General features: G+C 36.8%; 18 protein-coding genes. All 18 read right to left on the minus strand.

Annotation, left to right across the window (positions count from 1 at the left end; all coding sequences use genetic code 11):
• Positions 1-12 precede the first annotated feature (12 nt).
• Positions 13-1,653 (minus strand): AMP-binding protein, encoded by a 1,641-nt coding sequence (locus ACIP9C_RS12250; RefSeq protein WP_401010955.1) that lies wholly within the window; start codon positions 1,651-1,653, stop codon positions 13-15.
• 33 nt (positions 1,654-1,686) lie between these two features.
• A complete protein-coding gene (locus ACIP9C_RS12255) occupies positions 1,687-2,829 on the minus strand; it encodes an acyl-CoA dehydrogenase (protein WP_401010957.1) in 1,143 nt (380 codons plus the stop codon).
• Between the two features lie 87 nt (positions 2,830-2,916).
• A complete protein-coding gene (locus ACIP9C_RS12260; protein ID WP_401011257.1) occupies positions 2,917-3,567 on the minus strand; it encodes a TetR/AcrR family transcriptional regulator in 651 nt (216 codons plus the stop codon).
• Positions 3,568-4,037: 470 nt separating this feature from the next.
• The gene (locus ACIP9C_RS12265; protein WP_401010958.1) at positions 4,038-4,976 is read right to left on the minus strand and encodes an ROK family protein; all 939 of its coding nucleotides are present in this window, start codon (positions 4,974-4,976) and stop codon (positions 4,038-4,040) included.
• 26 nt (positions 4,977-5,002) lie between these two features.
• Positions 5,003-5,695, minus strand: a complete 693-nt coding sequence (locus ACIP9C_RS12270; RefSeq protein ID WP_401010960.1) for a copper homeostasis protein CutC — start codon at positions 5,693-5,695, stop codon at positions 5,003-5,005.
• Between the two features lie 2 nt (positions 5,696-5,697).
• Positions 5,698-7,137: a leucyl aminopeptidase family protein gene (locus ACIP9C_RS12275; RefSeq protein WP_401010962.1), complete on the minus strand. Its 1,440-nt coding sequence runs from the start codon at positions 7,135-7,137 to the stop codon at positions 5,698-5,700.
• Positions 7,138-7,285: 148 nt separating this feature from the next.
• Positions 7,286-9,286 (minus strand): alpha-amylase family protein, encoded by a 2,001-nt coding sequence (locus ACIP9C_RS12280; RefSeq protein ID WP_401010964.1) that lies wholly within the window; start codon positions 9,284-9,286, stop codon positions 7,286-7,288.
• Positions 9,287-9,321: 35 nt separating this feature from the next.
• Positions 9,322-10,137 (minus strand): carbohydrate ABC transporter permease, encoded by an 816-nt coding sequence (locus tag ACIP9C_RS12285; protein ID WP_401010966.1) that lies wholly within the window; start codon positions 10,135-10,137, stop codon positions 9,322-9,324.
• Positions 10,134-11,021 carry a carbohydrate ABC transporter permease gene (locus ACIP9C_RS12290; protein ID WP_139859901.1) on the minus strand — a complete coding sequence of 296 codons (888 nt, stop codon included), beginning with the start codon at positions 11,019-11,021 and terminating at the stop codon, positions 10,134-10,136. The genes ACIP9C_RS12285 and ACIP9C_RS12290 overlap by 4 nt, the downstream gene beginning before the upstream one ends.
• A 183-nt stretch (positions 11,022-11,204) precedes the next feature.
• The gene (locus ACIP9C_RS12295; protein ID WP_401010968.1) at positions 11,205-12,515 is read right to left on the minus strand and encodes an ABC transporter substrate-binding protein; all 1,311 of its coding nucleotides are present in this window, start codon (positions 12,513-12,515) and stop codon (positions 11,205-11,207) included.
• Positions 12,516-12,543: 28 nt separating this feature from the next.
• The gene (locus tag ACIP9C_RS12300) at positions 12,544-13,557 is read right to left on the minus strand and encodes an asparaginase (RefSeq protein WP_401010970.1); all 1,014 of its coding nucleotides are present in this window, start codon (positions 13,555-13,557) and stop codon (positions 12,544-12,546) included.
• A 106-nt stretch (positions 13,558-13,663) separates the two neighbouring features.
• Positions 13,664-14,092, minus strand: a complete 429-nt coding sequence (gene fucU, locus ACIP9C_RS12305; protein ID WP_401010972.1) for an L-fucose mutarotase — start codon at positions 14,090-14,092, stop codon at positions 13,664-13,666.
• A gap of 20 nt (positions 14,093-14,112) precedes the next feature.
• Positions 14,113-15,006 (minus strand): fumarylacetoacetate hydrolase family protein, encoded by an 894-nt coding sequence (locus tag ACIP9C_RS12310; RefSeq protein WP_401010974.1) that lies wholly within the window; start codon positions 15,004-15,006, stop codon positions 14,113-14,115.
• Between the two features lie 27 nt (positions 15,007-15,033).
• Positions 15,034-15,807, minus strand: coding sequence for an SDR family NAD(P)-dependent oxidoreductase (locus ACIP9C_RS12315; RefSeq protein WP_401010976.1), 774 nt, complete (start codon positions 15,805-15,807; stop codon positions 15,034-15,036).
• Positions 15,804-16,619 carry an SDR family NAD(P)-dependent oxidoreductase gene (locus ACIP9C_RS12320; protein WP_401010978.1) on the minus strand — a complete coding sequence of 272 codons (816 nt, stop codon included), beginning with the start codon at positions 16,617-16,619 and terminating at the stop codon, positions 15,804-15,806. The genes ACIP9C_RS12315 and ACIP9C_RS12320 overlap by 4 nt, the downstream gene beginning before the upstream one ends.
• 23 nt (positions 16,620-16,642) lie before the next feature.
• Positions 16,643-17,803 carry a UxaA family hydrolase gene (locus ACIP9C_RS12325; protein WP_401010979.1) on the minus strand — a complete coding sequence of 387 codons (1,161 nt, stop codon included), beginning with the start codon at positions 17,801-17,803 and terminating at the stop codon, positions 16,643-16,645.
• On the minus strand, positions 17,800-18,129 hold the full coding sequence (locus ACIP9C_RS12330) for a UxaA family hydrolase (RefSeq protein WP_401010981.1): 330 nt from the start codon (positions 18,127-18,129) through the stop codon (positions 17,800-17,802). The genes ACIP9C_RS12325 and ACIP9C_RS12330 overlap by 4 nt, the downstream gene beginning before the upstream one ends.
• A gap of 16 nt (positions 18,130-18,145) precedes the next feature.
• Positions 18,146-18,976, minus strand: a complete 831-nt coding sequence (locus ACIP9C_RS12335; protein ID WP_401010983.1) for an amidohydrolase family protein — start codon at positions 18,974-18,976, stop codon at positions 18,146-18,148.
• Positions 18,977-18,981 lie beyond the last annotated feature (5 nt).

An 18,981-nucleotide genomic window follows, 5' to 3' on the forward strand; every position in this document is an offset into this window, starting at 1 on the left:
CTTGCCCCCTCCCTAATTCACTTTCGCTGCTGCTACAAAATCTTCGCGTAGTTTAAACTTCTGCACTTTTCCTGAAGCAGTCATTGGGTAGCTATCGATAAAGAACATATGTCGCGGAATTTTATGTTTAGAAATTTTATCTCGGCAAAAAGCTCGAATTTCCTCTTCTGTCGCCTGTTCCCCTTCTCGCAATATAATCCATGCAGCAGCTTCTTCACCGTACTTAGGATCAGGAACACCCGCTACCTGTACATCTGCAATTTTTGGAAACGTATATAAAAACTCTTCAATTTCACGTGGATATAAATTTTCACCACCGCGAATAATCATATCCTTCAAACGGCCTGTTACTCTCACATATCCTTCTTCATCCATCGTGGCCAAATCACCAGTATGAAGCCAGGCATCGTGATCGATTGCAAGTTGTGTTTCCTCAGGATTGTTATAGTAACCTTTCATCACATGGTAGCCTCTTGTACATAGCTCACCTTGCTCATTTGTTGCAGCTTCTACATCTGTACCTGGAACGACAATTTTAACTTCTAGATTAGGTAATGCTCTACCTACAGTCTCGACTTTTAAATGGAATGGATCATCTGCTCTCGTTTGTGTAATGACAGGCGAAGATTCAGTTTGACCATAACAGATTGTTACGTCAGTCATCCCCATTTTCTCAATCACAGCTTTCATAACTTCAATAGGACAGTTAGAACCTGCCATTACGCCAGTACGCAATGTCGATAAGTCGTATGACGCAAAATTCTGCAAATTCAGCTCACTTATAAACATTGTTGGTACGCCATGTAATGCAGTACACTTCTCTTTTTCAACTGTTCGTAACACTTCCGCAGGGGAGAATTCTTGCACCGGTACCATTGTTCCGCCACTTGTAGTAATGGCTAATGTACCGATGACACAGCCAAAGCAATGGAAAAATGGTACTGGAATACATAAGCGGTCTTCTGATGTTAAGCGCATACATTCTGCAATGTTAACCGCATTATTGACTAAGTTATAATGTGTTAACATAACCCCTTTTGGAAACCCCGTTGTCCCTGAAGTATATTGAATATTAATGACTTCATCATAATGGAGTGAAGCTTGTATTTGATCTAATTGTTGCTCAGTAACTTGCTCAGCAGCTGCTAGTACATCAGACCAGTTAAGTACTCCCGGATATTTTGTTTCGCCAATTAAAATAACATTTTTCAATAGAGGTAGTCGCTCCGATTGCAATTTACCAGGTTCACAATTTTCAAGCTCCGGGCAAATTTCTTGGAGTGTATTTATAAAAGAATGGTCTCGATAATTTTCGATTAAAATTATCGTTTTAGCATCGGATTGTCTTAGTAAATATTCCAATTCATGCGCGCGATAATTTGTGTTTACAGTAACGATTGGCGCCCCCATCTTTCCTGTGCCAAACTGTAACTGTACCCATTCAGGAACATTTGTCGTCCACACTGCGATATGATCTCCCTTTTCAATACCAAGGGCCATTAATCCTCTCGCAACTAAACGACTTTGATGATTTAACTCCTCATAAGTCATACGTAAGTCTCTATCTGCATACACTAGCGCTTCATTTTTAGGATATTTTTTAGACTGTTCATCGAGCAATTGACCAATTGTTTGATACACAAGTTCTGCCATGAAAATCCCCCTTAAATATGCTATATAATGTTTTTAACAGCCAATTAGACGAGAAATAACGAGACGTTGAATTTCAGATGTTCCTTCACCGATTTCCATTAATTTAATGTCACGTAAATGACGCTCTACATCATATTCCTTCATATAACCTGAACCACCATGAATTTGAATGGCTTGATTGCAAGTTCGGAAGCCCATCTCAGAGGCGAATAATTTCGCCATAGCTGCTTCCTTAGCAAATGGTTTTTTCTGGTCTTTAAGCCATGCTGCTTTATGTACTAGTGTACGAGCAAGCTCTATTTCCATTGCCATATCCGCTAATTTAAACTGTATTGCTTGTAACTTGGAGATTGGTGCTCCAAATTGCTCTCGTTCATTCGCAAACTTTAATGCTTTTTCATAGGCAGACTGTGCAATGCCGACTGATAAAGCCGCTATGGAAATACGTCCACCATCTAACGTATTTAAAAATTGGCTGAATCCACGTTTTTCGTCCCCTAATAGATTCGTTTTTGGAACGCGAACATTTTGCAAAATAATTTCACATGTGTTGGAACCACGTACACCCATTTTGTCGTAATTACAATTAATTGTGACACCAGGCGTATTTGTTGGCACAATAATTGATGAGATGATTTTTTTGCCATCTTCACGTTTGCCTGTTACTGCTGTAACAATAATTTGGCGTGCATGGCCTGCATTTGTAATCCAGCATTTTTCACCGTTAATAACGTAATCATCACCATCAACTACCGCTGTTGTACGTGTTCCGCCAGCATCAGATCCTGCATTTGGCTCCGTTAAACCGAAAGCACCTAATGTTTCTCCCTTTGCCAAAGGTACAAGCCATTCACGCTTTTGCTCTTCCGTTCCAAAGTTATAAATTGGAGCCGCGCCTAAGCTCACTGCTGCTGCATAGCTTAAACCTGTACCACCGCAAGCACGCCCAATTTCCTCAACAGCAATTGCATAGGAAACCGTATCTCCTCCAGAACCACCATATTCCTCAGGAAACGGGATACCCAATAAGCCTAGCTCTGCCATTTTTTCAAAGCTTTCTATTCTCATTGTTGATGTCTCGTCGACTTCACGAGCATAAGGTTTAATCTCTTTCTCTGCAAAATCACGTACCATGTCTCGAATCATCGCTTGCTCTTTCGTTAGTTCAAAGTTCATTCCCATTTCCCCCTAATATCCAATTTGCCATAGCGGATTTCTTTCAGACGACAGTTACACAAATTTGGACCGACTAGTCGGTCTGTATTAAAGATTAATAAAACCAGCTTTTTCTTCTGGCTTCACCTTTACCATAAATTGAGTTGCTTCTTCCATAGCTTGCTCTGTAACAATTGCTCGTAATATCATATCCGTAAATACTTCTGTAATTTCCTCCATTGTCAATGGACCGGTTTGTTTAAACCACATATATGTCCAGTTAATCATCCCCACAATGGCCATTGTTACAATCGTAGAAGGTAATTCACAACGAAAATCCTTAGTCTGCTGCCCTTCTTCAATCACTTTTTGTAATATTTCCCGATATTGGTCCCGCTTTTCATGAATTATTGCACTATATTCTTCTGACAACGAACGGCTTTCTTCATAAAATACAGTAATATGGGCTTGATAGACATCAAACACTTGTGTCAGCGTTTGAAGCATTGCACATAAGCGTTTAATCGGCGTATCATATTTGTCATAAGCTTCCTGTGACTGTTTGATAACATAGGAAATAAACACATCATGAACTTCATATAACAATTCATCTTTCGATTTAAAATTATGATAAAATCCGCCTTTTGATGCGCCGATGTATTCCACAATGCGATCAACAGTTACATTATGATAGCCATCTTGCTGAAACAGCACTACAGAAGCGTCTACAATTCTTTGTTTTAACGTTTTTTTTACCATAGGCACCTATCATCCTTCTTTATAACACTTACCCCTTTGTTCCTTATAACTAGGACTTGCATTCTCTTAATTTTCCTAATTATAAAAATACTATGACTCCTTTAATATAGCATTCTCAAAAATTGGTGTCTAGTTCCACAAAACAATTTAATAGCATTACCGAGAATTTATTTACATTAAACAGCATATAAATCATAGGTTTTTTAACAAAAAATTTGAATCTACACAATATAAAATGTAAATTCACATGTGTAATACTGTACTTCCTCTATTCTGAAGCATTCTTTTCCCCAGAATCATTTTCCGCAAATTTCCTACACTAACTGTATGCTCTCTAGTTGAATATTATGTGACAGGCACTCAAACAATTCTGAACTTTTATATATCAAAGTAAAAACCCACGAAGACTTCTTGCGCTTACAGAGGGCTGCGCGCGGAAAGCTAAGTGGGTTTTTAGAAGTGACAGGCACTCAAACAATTAAATTTGCAGCACCGATTAATGCTGCATTTTCAAACAATTGAGAACGTCTAATTTCATATGTGTTTCGATAGGAAGGAAGAACATAGTTTTGAGTCACTTCCTCAATTTTCTCTATAAATCGGGAATTTGTTTTCATAACACCGCCACCTAATACAATGCGGTCCGGGTTAAATGTTTGTATAAAATTCGCCAAAACAATACCTACATATGTAGCTGCTTGCTCAATAATTTCTTGTGCAACTAAGTCTCCTGACTCATATGCAGCAAACACCATTTTTGTATCAATTGGTCTGCTTTCATGCTTCTCCATTTCGACCAAAAGTGATGTACTATTTTTGATTGCATCCATTGCACGACGTTGAATGGATACTCCTGATGCATATGCTTCTAAACAACCCGATTTGCCACAATTGCATGTTGGTCCATTCGGATTAACAGTGACATGCCCTATTTCGCCAGCTAACATATTACTGCCAGTAAACAATTGTCCTTCAAAAATAATACCTCCACCGATTCCTGTGCTTATCGTCATAAAAAGCATATTCTTTGATTGCCGACCAGCTCCGAAGTTAAATTCTCCCCAAGTCGCTGCACTCGCATCATTGACTACTGTAATTTTCTTATCTAACTGTGCATTTAACATCTGACCTAAAGGTACGTTATTCCAATTGAAAGTAGACCAATAGTGAATAATTCCATTATCTGTATCAACTATCCCTGGCACTCCGACGCCTATTCCTTTTATCTCGTAACCTTCTGAAAGCGCATTAATCGCCTCTACTAATCTATTGACAACAATCTCTGGACCTTCATGCCCTCTCGTATCCATACGAGTTTCTTTAATGATTTTTCCATCACCACTTAATAATCCAACGGCAATTTTTGTACCACCCATATCTACTCCAACTAGGTACTCTTTTTGCTGCATTTTATTTCCCCCAATAGTCACTGTGTCTATGCACGGTATAAAATTATGTCCTTTATTTCTTTAATTTTATGGTCATCAATAAAATGGTCAAAGCTCGATTGATGCCGAACACCGGATCCAAAATGAAATTCTGAAACGTTGACCTGATTCAAAAAGGATGGGAGGGTATTAGGTGATAGACCAGAACCTGGCATTATTTGAATGTGAGATTGGCTTGCTTGTCGTTCTAAAGCTTGAATTTCGCTAACCGCATCAATTACTTTATTTTTGCCACCTGATGTTAAAATTCGTGAGATTTCTTTATAAGACATTAACGTATTTAATGCCTTTGATTGGTCCTTTACTTCATCGAATGCTCGATGAAAGGTAATATCCAATCCATCTGCTGCTGCTATTAAATGTTTTAAAGTATGTTCATCAATATCATGCTCTTCAGTAAGCGCACCCACAACTATTCCTCTAGCACCTAGCTGTTTACATATTTGAATATCTTTCAGCATTATTTGTAAATCGTTTTGATCATAGAAAAATGAACGGCTATGAGGACGAATCATTACATTTACAGGGATCGTTAATTCACCGCAAACACTTTCAATCATTGCATAGCTTGGTGTTAATCCTCCCTCGGCTATACCTGCAACCAATTCAATTCTGTCTGCTCCAGCTTTTTGTGCCGTTTTCGCATCTGTTAAAGAAATTGCAATCACTTCAATAACCATATTTAGTCATTCCCTTTTTCTAGTTTACTATAGCTTTCTATAAAATCTGCCAATAACCGAACGCCGTAACCTGATGCACCGCGCACATGATAGCCCCTCGTTTTTGGTGATTGAACAGGTGCCGCCATATCAATATGTCCCCATTTAGTACCTTTAGGAACGAATTTTCTTAAAAAGAGTGCTGCCGTAATAGAGCCTGCTAGACTGTCTGAGCTAATATTACAAATATCTGCATAATCACTCGCTAATGATTCCTCATATTGATCAATAAGTGGCATCGGCCATACAAAATCACCATTTTGACCGCCTAGCTTCTTCATTAAATCTGTAATCGACTCATCTCCGAATACACCTGCGTATTTTAAGCCTAGTGCTGCACCAATTGACCCCGTTAATGTTGCGATATCAATAATAACATCTGGCTTTAACCTTTCAGAATATAATAGAGCATCAGCTAAAATCAGCCTTCCTTCAGCATCTGTATTGCCAACTTGAACATGCAAATTATTTGCAAAACGAATAACTTCACCTGGTAAAAATGCCTTTTCATTAAGCAAGTTTTCAGCAATCGGCAACAGGGCAGTTACATTTACATCTACATTTTTTGAAGCGATTAAATCCATAGCACCAAATACAGCACCCGCTCCTCCCATATCCATACGCATATCGCTAATGTTAAGACCTGTTTTAATGCTAATACCACCGCTATCATAAGTCATGCCTTTACCAATCAACACGATATGTGGCTTATTAACATTCGTACAGTACTTAATCTCTGCTAAATAAGATGAATATTGACTGCCTCTTCCAACTGCAAGTAGCCCATTTAATTCGAGCTGTTGCAAGTCGTCTGTACTATAAATATTTACGGATAGATTTTTTTTACCGAAATGCTGACGAATTGTGTCAGTAAATGTGTCTGGGTTAAGATCAATCGGATCTGTATTACATAAATCTCTCGTTATATTAGTGCTGTTTGCACGTAACATTCCAACGTTGATAGCTTCTTTTAAAGCTTCTGTTTCTTCTAATAAAAAATATACATTACGAGTTTTTACTACTATTTTTTCTTTGCGGTATTTTTGAAACTGGTAGGCTCCAAGTATCCAACCTTCTACAAAAGCAATCATAGCATCTACTTGATTGAGATTTACTGCATTTAAAAAATCAAATGATACTTGAATGTCATTATTTTCACTGGCATTAGCAACTCGTGCTACTTCTCCTGCTGCTTCTCGTAGGCTTTCATAAGTAACTGTTTCATTGCTTCCCAATCCAATGATTAAATAATCTTGTCCTCCCTGCTCTGTTTCATGTCTTAACCAGTGACATTTATGTTTTTCAATCATCCATTTAGGAATTGGGATGGATTGATGAGCTGATTGTAATACAGGATTTACAACAACTATATCCTTGTTCCGTTGCCCAAAATAAAATTCCATCTATCATCACATCTTTCATTCATCGTAATTAAGTTTGGAGCTTGCTAAAATCTATACCCCGACAGAGCCTTTAACTATATTAAAAAGGAAAATATCTAAGTTTATTGTTCTTAGATTATTTCCCTCTTTTTATAGTCCTTTCATAACATTAATCGATATGTAGCATTAAATGTCCTTCGATTTTATCGATAGTAAAGTGTATATACTGTCCTTCGGCACTGTAACTTACCTCTGTTAATTCAGGCAGTTTTTTTACAGATGTCACTTTTGTATCACCAACAAACATTCTAATTTCTGTGTTATAAAGTGGGATAATGTCTTCAATCGTATAAATATCCTCTGAGCGTTTCTCCGTTATATAATGAAGTGCATGCAAAATCTTTGCCCCAGTTTCTTTATCTACATTTAATGATGTCAGCAATGTCGATGGACCATTATGAGCAATAAGCTTACTTTCGAGAAGATGATCAATCGCATCTTTCATCATCCATTTACACCAAGCTAGACCATTTTTTCGATATAGTTTGAAAATAGGATGTGAGAAGTAAATGATATTTTGACGTTTTGTCACTGCAGCATGTCCAAATGTATGCGATGATGGGGCATGTTGATGCGAACAAAACGTAGTGCCTTCTCTATTAAAATATGGTTTTACTGTCTGCATCAGTACCTCTGACTGTACAGGTTTCATTTCTAAACCTTTTAAATACATGACATACTCTTCTTTATGCAACTTTTTCCCAATTACATCATTCGGTAAAACGAAATCTCGGTCATACTTTGATTCACCAACGTACACATTTCCATATAAATCTTCTTCGTTACGATTTTTATTAACTAGGGATTCAAACGTACCAATAATTTTCCCGCCATTGTTAGCGTAAGCTTGTAGCTTTTGCTGTAATTCAGGAGAATAATCAATCACATCAGGTAAAACAATTAGCTTATAGTCATTAAAATCAATTTGACTGTCGATAATATTAAATTGATATGATAACTCTTGTAGCATTCTAACTGCACCGATTAATGCTGGATGGATACCTAAATTATGATCTCCTGGTGTATAAAATTCTTCAGGCGTTAATACCCCAATCTCTGTAACAGGTTTTGTATTCATACAGTACGTTTCTACTTCTTTCACTTTTCCATAAACACTGCCAATCAATTCATAAGCAGCCTTCGATAATTTGCCATTTGGATGAAGTTGATCTCCAATTGAACAGCCTGCACCTAAAGCAAGCATATTGAAGCATTCAAATTCTAAAGCTGCTTTATTTTTCAATGAGTGGAAATCACCCCAATACGTATGAAACTTACCCGTCATACCGATGATGTCCTTACCCAAAATACGAGAATATCTCATTGTTGCAGGGAAATGATCATAGCCCCATCCACCACTTGGTAAAGACTCTAGCTCCAAATGTGTATAATTGTCTAAGCTACTTTTATTCCCTGGCCCAATATGCGAGCTATTATAGAAAATACCTGCATACGGCACTCTAGTTCTAATAAAATCGCTAATCTCTTCTTTAAATTCCTCAAGCATCAGCGTAGAATAATAGATTCTATCTACTCTATTTGCTGTGTTTAATCCTTTACGTTCCATTTGTTCAAAACAATTTTTACAATTACAATCAACTTTAAATAAAATATCTAAAAAGAAGCCGTCAATATTTTCGCTTTTCACTGTATCGATAATATCTTGTAAATGGTCTTTAAAATATTGTCTATAGCCGCTATTTAAACAAATTGTATAGTAGAAATGTGGCTCAGGAACACCCTGACTATTAATGAATTCTCCGTTTTCATCAATCGATAACCACTCAGGATGATGTTTACTAATATAACCATCCCATTGAACAGTTGTATAAATCGGAACTTTAATATTATTTTTATGACAAACCTCTATTTGCTCTACTAAAAGGTTTTTATTTTCAAGATGCGGATGGATCAAATCTGGACGATGCTGTGAAGGGTAATATAACCAGCCGTGATGACATCTAGCAAAGCAAGTAATCGAGTTTACATTCGCTTCTTTTAATGTCTCAGCAAACTCCTCTGCAACGAAGTCCTTTCCAACACCAGGGATATCTTCACTCGTATGAAAATCTAAATGTACCTGTCTATAACGTAATTCGCTCAAATTCATAACCCCCAATAATATTCACTACTTCTGTTTCATTGCTATTCTTTGACTGAACCTGCCGCAAGACCGCTTTCAATTTTCTCTTGGAATAGAAGATAAACGACTAAAGGAACTAATATCGTGATGACGATTGCAGCCATTAATGGCCCGTATTCTGATCCTCTTTCACCACTAAAGTTTAATAGACCCAATGCGATTGGTTTTAAGCGGTCATCATTAATAAATAAAAGTGGGAACAGAATGTTATTCCATGCGCCTAAAAAATTAAAAATAGAAACAGTCGATATTGCTGGAACAGACATCGGCAATATAACTTTGAAATATATTTGGAAATAACTTGCGCCATCCATCAGTGCCGCTTCTTCTAAAGAGGCATTAATGCCTTTCATAAAGCGTGTCAAAACTAAAATGCTAAATGACAAAGAAAATGCCACATACAGTAGAACTAATGCCACTAAGTTATTTTTCAATTCTAGTGCTCCAATAATATAAGAAACCGGCACAAGAACTGTATGCATAGGTATCATCATACCTAACAGGAAAAACAGGGCTAAAAATTTATTTACTTTAAAGTTAAATCTCGATAATGTAAATGACGCCATAGAAGAGACAATCGCAAGGATAATAACTGTTGCCATTGAAATAAGTATACTATTTAAAAAATATCTACTCATATTCGCTTCTTGCCAAGCAATTACATAGTTCTCAAATCTAAAAACCTCAGGCAAACTAAAGGGTGAACTAAATATTTCTTTATTTCCTTTAAGAGAAGAAACTAATGTAAATAACATCGGTTCAATAAACAATAAAGCCATTGCTATTACAAAAACATATAATATTATTTTCTTTTTCATTGGTTCTTCTCCTTCCTATTCATGATTGCTTCACTACCGATAGTCAATACGAGCGCAATAACAAAAATGATGACCCCTAATGCACTACCAACGCCATAATTGTTGTATCTGAAAGCTTCATAATACATTAAAGTAGTCGGCAGATTGGTTAGACCATTCGGCCCTCCCTCAGTCATAACAAAAATTAAATCAAATACTTTCACTGTCCCAATAATATCCATTAAAATACATAGAGTAATAATTGGCTTTAGCATAGGTACAGTTATATGGAAAAACTTTTGTACGGCTGAAGCCCCATCCATCTCTGCTGCCTCATATACTTCTTCTGGGATCGTTGTTAACCCCGCTAATAGGATTACCATGTAGTATCCAACACCTGCCCAAATGTTTACAAAGATAATTGCACCCATAGCAGTAGATGAATCAATTAACCAGCCTTTAGCTAAATCTGCTAGACCAATAAATTCTAATAAGCTATTTAAAGAGCCATTCGGCATAAAGATAAAGTACCAAAGTAGACCGATAGCTGTTAGTGGGAAAATAGTAGGTACAAAATAGATTACTTTAAAGAATCGATGTCCTCTAAATTTCGTATTAATGGCAACTGCTAATAATAAAGCGATTGGTGTATGGAATAAAACGCTAAAAAACACCATGCCAAACATATTTTTTAAAGAAATAAGAAAGTCTTTATCTTTAAACACATTTAGATAGTTTTCTAAACCTACAAAATTTAATGGTGCTCCTTTAATGCCATTCCAATTGACAACGGAAAAATAAAGGGCGCCTATCATAGGTATAATAAGGAATAGAATATAGATTACTAAGGCCGGTAAAGTAAATAGAAAAATTTTTGACTTATCTCTATTTGTTTTTACATTCATCTATTCCCCTCCATTTCATAATTTTTTTGTAATCTTAATCAATTTCAATCTAATTCGCATATGCAACAGACGGACACATACCGCGGGTAAGCACCGAGCCGCTTCCCTCGCTACGCTCGATGCCCTTTTCCCGCTGGAGTCGCTGCCTTCCGCCCCACCTAAATATTCGTTTTGAAAAACTACTTATTTAGATTTATCAATTTCATCCTGAATTTCTTTTGCTGCATCTTTAGGCTTACCACCAATTAAGATACTTACGATAGAGTTTCTTGTTCTATCTTGCATAGATGGTAGTGGATCAAAATCGAACACATCTACTGCAATTCCTGTTGACGTAGCACCTAATTCAATATTGTGTAAGAACAAATCAGATACTTTCGAGTTATCAATTGCTATATCTGATCTTGGAATTAAGAACTGTGCTTCCTCTGCAAATCGTTTAGCTGCTTCAGCAGAAGTAAGCATTTTTAGAAGTTCAACTGTATATTCTTTTTCTTTTCCTTCAAGTTTGCCATTCACCATATATGGACTAATGATTTGCATATCTTCATCTTTAAATTCTGGTTTTTCATCAAAGTATGGGAATTTAGCAAGTTTAATAGCATCAGCGTATTCTGTCTCACTTGGATTCGTAAATTTACCAATGTTCCATGGACCAGTAATAATCATCGCTGCCTTACCTTCAAGGAAATCCGCCACAGCAATTTCATCGCTTATTCCAGCAGCACTTTTACCAAATGCATCTAACTTATTTAAGTCTTCAACATATTCAAGTGTTTTCACAACATCTGGATCTGTCCATTTTAATTCTCTAGTGCCTAATTTCTTTGCTGCTTCTGTACCCATCCATTTATAAAAAATTTGGTTGTGTAAATGTCCTGCCATATACGTTGCCTTTGCACCAAGTGCAATAGGTGTTACATCAATGCCTTTTAGCTTTTTAACAGCTGCTGTTAGGTCACTCCAAGTTTCAGGGAACTCATTAATACCAGCTTTTTTAAGTAGTTCTTCATTATAATAAACACCAATTAAACCAGACTCCATTGGAATTCCATAAGTCCCCTCATGACCTGGCACTTGATAATACTTTAATGCACCTTCTGTGAAATTTTGTCCCCATTCAGGATCATCCTTTAAAATTGGGTCCATATCCATAAGTAAGCCACTTTCAATATATTCGTTTAAATTTGCAACACCTTGAACTCTAAAAATGTTAGGTAAAGTGCCAGATGCAAGATCTGTTTTCAGCTTATTGTTAAATGCTGATTCATCACCTTGAGATTCATCAACAACAACTACATCGGAATGCTTTGCCTCGAATTCTTTAATAATATCTTTGTAGATTTGTGCCTGAGTGCTTGTCCCTGCCATTCTTGTTAGCAATCTGATTTTTACCTTACCATCTGCATTATCACTTGCATCACTCGAACCACCACACGCTGTAAGTATAGTAGCTAATAAAACCATCAATACGACTAGCATCTTTTTCTTCATAAATTTCATCCCCTTTGTAACAAATTTTTTATTTTGTATTTGGTGTTAATGCAAATACCTCATGGATTGATCCTACTTCAATGCCCCCATCACTTTTAATGATGCTTGGTCTAAGGGAGCGAATATTAGCAATTGTTTCTTTATTTTCATAAGCTATTTGCTCTAAAATCGAAGCAATTACATTTGGCCAAACGTCTTCTGAACCATCTAAAACTTTCAAGGCGAAACCTAAACGTTCTTTTTTCAAGCCGAAGCAATACACGCCTTTTGCTCCACCCTTTGCTACAATATTTCGATCTTGCAATAATATAGAGCAAATAAAGTTTTCAGACGCTACCATGTTGAATTCATTGTTCATAATTGTTGTCATTCGCTCTACTGCTTCTCTAAGTTCCAAATCTTCAATTAAATCTGGACAAGCTAATTTCAAACTCGTAATAGCCATATTGTGCAATGGTAAAGCAAACACAGGCACACCACAGCCGTCTACTCCGACATGAATTTCAGATAGTGGTGTTTCTGATAAATAAGATAGCGTTTTCAAAATAAGTTGTTGTAGGGGATGATCTATATTCCAATAACCTTCCGTTGGAAAACCCATTTCACGACAAGTTGCAATAAAGCCCATATGTTTTCCTGAGCAGTTATGAAAAAGTCGTCTTTTCTCTATATTTTTTCTTAACATTGCCTCTTTTGGTTCCGCATTTAAAGGGTACGAAAAAGGACAAAATAATTCATTCTCATCAATGGCTAATTTCTCTTTCATCGTTTCTAGCGCTTCAATATGATACGTTTCTCCACGATGTGAAGCAGTAAATAACGCTGCTTCTCTATCTGTTAAGCCATACTTTAAATCAATTTTAGATAAAAATGCAGGTATTGCTTGAATTGGTTTTGCAGCAGAACGGAAATATGTATTATGTTGGATATTACCAACTTGATATATAGCCTCCTTGCTGTCATTAACACCACAAACGACACCAGAATGAACATTTTCCAATAAGTTCGCTCTTGTTTCTTCTATTAACACTTCAGAATTCATAATTCGCTTTCCCCCGATACATTAGAATGACCAAATTCCCGATACGCTTGTATTCAAATGGAGTTTACGGTGAACATTCAGTTAATGTTCATCCCCGAAATACCGATTATTTGATGACACCTTTTTTTAAAATGATGTTAGCGTACTGAGCTTTTTCGCTTGTTGCTACTACGGCAAAAGCCTTTTTTGTGCGCTCGTAAAATTCAAAGCGCTCCATAAATTCAAATGGAATTGGATATTCGGATTGACGGTGAACGATTTCCTCATACTCTTTCCAAATCGTTGGTTCCACTGGATCTCCTGGGACAACAGCCATTAATTGAATAGGATGTTCCACATACGTATCGATAGGAAAGAACGCCAATATCGCTTCTAGTAATTCTGGAATTGTATGTCCGTCACAACGAATTAGCTGTTGGGCATGGCTGGCAGCAGGAAAATTTCCGTCCGCCAACACAATTTCATCTCCATGACCCATCTCCATTAATACCTTTATTAAGTCTGGTGAAATAATTGGAGGAATCCCTTTTAGCATAGTTATTCACACTCATTTCTTTAATCTTCTGCTACAAAGTAATTTGTAAGAGAACCTAATTTCTCGATTTCTACAGTTACTTCATCCCCGGGTTGAATATACATTTGCTGTTCTGCAGGATATCCGAATACTACGCCTTCAGGTGTACCTGTTAAAATAATATCTCCAGGCTCTAATGTCATATGTCGGGAAATATAACTAATAATTTCAGCACAATTGAAAATCATATCTGCTGTGTTCGAGTTTTGTCTTATTTCTCCATTTACATATGTTTTTAATGCTAGATTATTAGGGTTCTCTATTTCATCTGCCGTCACTAAGTAAGGACCAACAGGACTGAACTTATCGCACGTTTTTCCTAACAACCATTGTTGTGTTTTCATTTGCAAATCGCGCGCCGATAAATCATTTACAGTGCAATAACCAAAAACATGATCTAATGCATTTTCTTCTTTTACATTTTTTATTTTTTCACCAATAACAATTCCAAGCTCTACCTCATAATCAAGTTGCTTTGTTACATTTGGAATTGGAATATCACTGTGATGTCCAGTTAATGTATTATCAAATTTATTAAATAAAATAGGCACTTCCGGATAAGGCGCATTCGTTTCATCTGCATGTTTACGGTAATTTAAACCTACGCAAATAATTTTATGTGGTTTTGTAACACATGGCCCCCAGCTGATTTGACTATCATCTACAAATACTGCACTTTTTTCTACTTCTATTGCTTGAATAAAATTTTGAAGCTTTGCAATCTCTTCTTTATTACAAGAAAATAAAGACACTACATCTGGTAAGTTATTAAAATCTGAATTTTTGTCAATCGATGCGGCTATATCTATAATGCCTTCCATCGTTTGAACGCCTAATTGATAGTTGCCCTGCTTTTCAAATGTTAATAGTTTCATAATCATTCCTCATGTCATTTCGTAATATTAAGCATTTTTCCCAAAGACAACGCCACCATCTATGTAAAGCGGAGAACCCATCATAAAACTGGACTCATCAGTTGCTAAAAATAAAGCAGCTTTCGCAACATCTTCAGGTTTTCCTAATTCGCCACTTAACTGTCTTGTCTTAATACTTGCGATGGCAGCTTGTGGATTGTCATATGCATTCTTTAAATAATTTTCTACAAATGGTGTAAAAATCGTTCCTGGTAATAAAGCATTTACTCGAATATTGTAAGGTGCATAATCTACCTGCATCGCCTTTGTTAACGATAAAATGGCTCCTTTTGTTGCCGAATATAATGCGCGTTGCTTTAAGCCTATTTCCGCAGCACATGAGGACATATTAATAATACATCCGCCCTTCTGCTCCATCATGTGAGGGACAATATATTTTGTTGGTAAATAGACTCCCTTTACATTTACGCTCATCACTTTATCCCATACGTCTGGCTCTACCTCATCTATCCGCCCTACATTACTAATGCCTACATTATTAAAAAGGATATCTATTTTTTCGAATTGCTTTGTAATATGTTCAACCATCTCTTTTACAGCTTCAGGAATAGTCACATCTGCATGATAAAATGTTGCGCTTCCTCCGTTATGTTGAATATCCTTTACTGTACCTTCACCATTTTCCTTGTGAACATCGTTGATGATAACGTGGGCTCCTTCTGCTGCAAATAGTAGGGCTGTAGAACGACCAATACCACTACCACCCCCGGTAATGAGTGCTACTTTACCTTGTAATCTCATAGCAACAATTCCCTTTCTTGTTCTAAATGGTCTTCTGGCTGTGCGGCCTTCACAGTAAGCCCTCCATCTACCATTAGTAAATGTCCGTTTATTTGCATCGCTTCCTCAGAGGCTAAAAATACGACAGCATCAGCAATTTGCTTTTCAGTCCCTAGCCTTTTCATTGGATTGGCTTGTATTTCTTTTTCCAAAATACTTGGATCTTCGAGATATTCTTGGCACATATCTGTAGCTACTGTACTTGGACCGACAGCATTGATATTAATATTATATTTGCCTAATTCAATCGCTAAAGCTTTCGTCAAATGACTAGCCGCCGCTTTTGAAGAAATATAATGTGGGATAACCGGACTTGTAACAAGCAGGCTTGCCGTAGATGTAATATTAATGATTTTGCCGTAACGTTTTTCAATCATTTTTTTAGCTACACGTTGTGAAGTTAAGAAAATTGATTTTACATTTGTTTGATAGGTCGTATCCCAAGTTTCTTCTGTTAACTTCATAAATGATTCGAATGGCGCTATTCCAGCGTTATTCACTAATATATCTACATTGCCAAGCGTTTGCTCAACTTCATCAATCATGTGATCGACTTCTTTTTTAATACCTACATTTGCTTTTACAACCATTGCTCTGACATTAAAACGATTCTCTATTTGTTCCTTTAACATTTCTGCTTTTTCTAGTGAACGTTGAGATGTATAGTTAATGGCAACATGGGCTCCTTCTTCTGCTAATCTTTCTGCGATAGCAGCCCCTATCCCCCTACTTGCTCCTGTTACTAGAGCAACACGGTTTTCAAGTTTTTTCATATTTATTCTCCTAACTTTACTTTTTATAGACTAATACCGATTCTGCTAATACTAAATTCTTGATGACCTAAAATCTCGGCTTTTGTTTCCTGACCTTTTGCTACATTTACGATCGATTCAAAAATGCGTTTACCCGATTCGTCCAACGATTCTTTCCCTTGTAAAACAGGGCTGACATCTACATCGATATTGTCTGCCATTCGTCTTCCAGTAATTTCGTTCCCTGTTATTTTAATGACAGGTATAATTGGATTTCCTGTCGGTGTCCCTCTTCCAGTTGTAAAGCAAACAACATGAACACCCGCTGCTGCCATGCCTGTTACACATTCAATATCATTCCCTGGTGAATCCATGAAATAATAGCCTGTGCCTGGAATTTCTTCAGCAAAGTCTACAACTCCTTGAAGCATTGCAGTTCCAGCTTTACTGATACACCCTAAAGATTTTTCCTCAATTGTCGATAAGCCCCCTGCGATATTGCCTGGGCTTGGATTTCCTCCACGCATATCGACACCCATACGTTCTACTTCAAGTTCAAATTGTTCAACACATTTATATAATTTTTGTTGTACATCTTGATTGATTGCCTTTGCAGCAACAAGATGCTCAGCACCAATGATTTCTGTAGTCTCACCCATTACAATTGTTCCACCTGCATTCAAAATGGTATCAGCTGCTCTACCAAGTGCTGGGTTACTACATAATCCTGACGTAGCGTCAGAGCCGCCACATTTCACACCAACAATGAGCTCTGAAAGCGGAATATCTATTAACGGAATATCTTCTATTTTTGTCAGAAGATCCTGTGCTACTTCCACACCTTTTTGAATCGTTTTAACAGAGCCACCCTCATTTTGAATGTCAATCCAAACAACTGGCTTACCAGTCTCTTCAATTTCTTGCTTTATCTCTTGTGCATTGATTACTTCACAGCCAAGGCTAACAATTAATACAGCACCGACATTCGGATTTTTTCCCATTCCAACTAATACTTTATGCGTTCTCTCTTTGTCAGCACCTACTTGGCTACATCCATGTTGGTGAGGTATAGCTACTGACCCTGGAACTTGTTGTTGAATTCTTGAAGTAACCTGATTTGCACATACAACTGTTGGTAAAATTAAAAGATGATTTCGAATACCAAATTTTCCATTGTCTCTACGATAGCCCTTAATAACTGTCATCGTTTCACACCTCCCGCACTCTTATCTCCGCGTCCGCGTATGCCCTCGATATTGTGAACATGTACATGCTCACCTGTCTGAATAGCAATGGTTGCTGCTCCAATTACTTCACCGTACTTCACAATTTCCTCAGCCTTATTGATAGGAGCAATCGCAACTTTATGTCCAAAGTTAACATCTTGTTGCAAAGTTAATTCATATGTTTGATTACCTTTTGTGTAAATCACACTTTCACCTTTTTTTACATCCGTTAAAAGGGTTGTTACATTATCTTTTTCATCCATTACAATGCAAGTTATCCCTTGTTGATACGCCATTTCTGCCATTCCTTCACCCTCCCTCTTATAATTTATAAAAACGCTTTGCATTTTCTCCAAATATCATATCTAAATCTTTTCCAAGTAAGTTTGTAGGTAAGTTTTCTATAAGTATCATTAGTACATCGTTGTATGTACCTGATAAATTACATACGGGCCAATCACTACCAAACATCACTCGATTCGTTCCAAAAACGTTTACCACATGGTTGATAAAAGGCTGAAATTCTTCAATCGCCCAGTTTTTATGAGTTGCCTCTGTCACTAATCCTGAAAGTTTACACATCGCATTCGGGTACATCGCAATTTCACCCATAGCTTCTTTCCAACCATCTATTTGTTGCTTTGCAATATTTGGCTTAGCTATGTGGTTCACTACTACTCTCAATTGGGGGAATATTTGTAATAATTTTAGTATGTAAGGAAAATGCCTTGGCTTTATTAAAAGGTCTAGCGGAACATCATACTGTTCAAGCAGTTCAATGTTCTTTAATACATCTTTTCTCAAAACCCAATCATCTTCATCCAAATCTTGTAACATAGGTCGCACACCTACAAATCCAGGATGTCGTAGCAACTCCTCTAAATGGTGCTTAAAGTTTACTTCGGTTAAATCTAACCAGCCGACTACACCTGCAACCCATTCATGCTCTTTAAATAAATCTAATAAAAATAATGTTTCATTGATTGATGGGGCCGCTTGGACTACTATTGTTTTAGTAATTTGATGTTCATTTAAAATTGGATATAAATCATTAGGCATAAAATCCCGATAAAGCTCTGGTAAATCTTTGGTTAACCATTTATAATCATTCCTTGATAACTTCCAAAAATGTTGATGCGAATCGATTATCATATTCA

The sequence above is a fragment of the Lysinibacillus sp. NPDC093210 genome (genome assembly GCF_044753985.1).
GTDB lineage: Bacteria > Bacillota > Bacilli > Bacillales_A > Planococcaceae > Lysinibacillus.